This window comes from Ectothiorhodospira shaposhnikovii, assembly GCF_016584105.1.
GTDB lineage: Bacteria > Pseudomonadota > Gammaproteobacteria > Ectothiorhodospirales > Ectothiorhodospiraceae > Ectothiorhodospira > Ectothiorhodospira shaposhnikovii.
Genome location: NZ_NRSM01000078.1, coordinates 1 through 2,197 on the forward strand (window position 1 = coordinate 1; position 2,197 = coordinate 2,197).

General features: G+C 56.5%; 1 protein-coding gene. It reads left to right on the top strand.

The genetic code is table 11. The annotated features are described in order from the left end of the window. The first annotated feature begins 860 nt into the window (after window positions 1–860). Window positions 861–1,883 carry an Rpn family recombination-promoting nuclease/putative transposase gene (locus tag CKO35_RS17445; protein ID WP_242467353.1) on the top strand — a complete coding sequence of 341 codons (1,023 nt, stop codon included), beginning with the start codon at window positions 861–863 and terminating at the stop codon, window positions 1,881–1,883. The last annotated feature ends 314 nt before the right edge of the window (window positions 1,884–2,197 follow it).

A 2,197-nucleotide genomic window follows, 5' to 3' on the forward strand; every position in this document is an offset into this window, starting at 1 on the left:
GGTCCGCCAGCGCGAAACAAGGATCAATTGAAACAGAAAGCACTGTCTCATCTTCGCAAACTGCAAAAACTGCCCAAGCGGGTTGCGAGCTATTTCCGGGCTGGATCCATTCAATATGCAGTAGTGTAGCTATTTGATTGCCGGGTTAATAGTAATGGGTGGTGTCGTTCACGTCCCTGGTGCCATGGATGGATTCAGCAGTGCAGCCTGTCGCGCATTGACCACAGACCCAACTCTTGAACGGGCGTGCTCATCGGTCAACCCTTTTACCGAATCCCAGGCTGGGTGCAAGCCTTGAGCAAAAGATATCACGATCCGCCCGGAAGCCAGTCAACTCGCGTTTTGCGGCAATAATCCGGTAACACGGCACCCCAGCAGCCTGATCCAGGACCAAAAAAAGCCGCCCAGGATATCCTGTAAGCGGCTGTTTTGATTCTTTAATTTTATGGCGCGCCCGACTGGATTCGAACCAGTGACCCCTGCCTTCGGAGTACAGAAAATATTGGCGCACATGGATGGGCACATATCGGCGTTAATCGATTTCAGATCAGACAAAAACCGACAAGCCATTGATATGCTTGAAACTTAAGGTATCACAAAATGTGCCGATCAACGCCGATTTAGATCTGCCATACAAGCCACCCGCCAGACTACGGCACAATCCTGGGCACGCTATGCAGGCCCCAAAAACGAGTTCTGCCCTCTGCGCCCGCCCCAGTTTCCGGCCCTTCACGGCACCATCAAAATCCATCAGAACAGCCTGTGAACATTGTGAAATCACCAACCCCGGATACGTTTTCATTCGAGGATCTCAACGCACCTTTGCGGTATCCTCATCATGGCCTTTTTCATGACACCGGATGACCAGACCACCTATCTCCATGACCCATCACGACAACAGCTACAAGCTGCTCTTTTCTCACCCACGCATGGTTCGCGACCTGCTGACCGGCTTCGTCAAGGAAGCCTGGGTGGAACAACTCGATTTCACCAGCCTGGAGAAAGTCAGCGGCTCCTATGTGACCGACGAACTGCGTGATCGCGAGGATGACATCATCTGGCGCATCCGCTGGGGAAAGGACTGGCTGTATGTGTACCTGCTGCTGGAATTTCAAAGCAGCGTGGATCGGTTCATGGCGGTGCGCATCATGAGCTATGTGGGACTGCTCTACCAGGATCTGATCCGCCAGAAAAAACTGACGCCCAGCGGCAAGCTGCCGCCTGTCCTGCCGGTGGTGCTCTACAATGGAGAGGAACGCTGGCGTGCGGCACCTGACATCGCCAATCTGGTCGAACAGGTACCGGGAGGACTGGAGCGCTACCGCCCTGCCCTTGGCTATCTCCTGCTGGACGAGGGGGCCATCGTCAACGACCCGGCCTGGTCGGAGCCGGCACGCAATGTGGTCGCCGCCCTCTTCCGGCTGGAGAACAACCGTGATGAGCAGGAGATGCTCAATGTCCTGGGCAAGCTGGTCGACTGGCTCAAGGCACCCGAGCAAACGGGCCTGCGCCGTGCCTTCGTGATCTGGATACGGCGCGTGTTGCTCCCCCATCGGGTACCCGGCATGGAGTTGCCCGAGCTGAACGATCTACAGGAACTACATGAGGTACACACCATGTTGGCTGAACGCATCAAGAAATGGCCGGAACGCTGGCGCCAGGAGGGGCTTGAGCAAGGCCTGGAGCAAGGGCTGGAACAAGGGCGTGAGCAAGGTACCCGTCGCATGCTCGCCCGGCAGATCGTCAAGAAGTACGGTGCGATCCCCTCATGGGCGCAGACCCGGCTCGACCAGGCCGACCCTGAGCAACTGGAAACCTGGGCTGATGCCATCCTGGAGGCGGAGACGCTTGAGGCCTTGCTGAGCGAGGCGCCTAGGCACTGAGTTCCACCTTCAGCGCCGAAGGGAAAATCGAACTGTTCAGCTGCCTTCCGGGGTTGAAGGGATTTTCACGCCCAGCGCTGCGAATCCACCACAGGCAGATCTAGCTATATTCCCCGGCCAGCCTACGCCAACGAATGGGATCCCGCCCGGCATCAGTCGATAATATTGACGCTGCGAGGTTTCGCAACTGCGTTGTTCTGGTCAAGTCGCAGCGGACACGGATTAAGCAGCAACCGCTAAAAAATGTTGCTGAGGGGTGATGTACCCCAGGGACGAGTGGAGCCGGTCGCTGTTGTACTCCATCTCGATGTACT

Bases quoted from the DNA above. Each gene is read 5' to 3' on its own strand.
- CKO35_RS17445 (WP_242467353.1), top strand. From the start codon at position 861: ATGACCAGACCACCTATCTCCATGACCCATCACGACAACAGCTACAAG.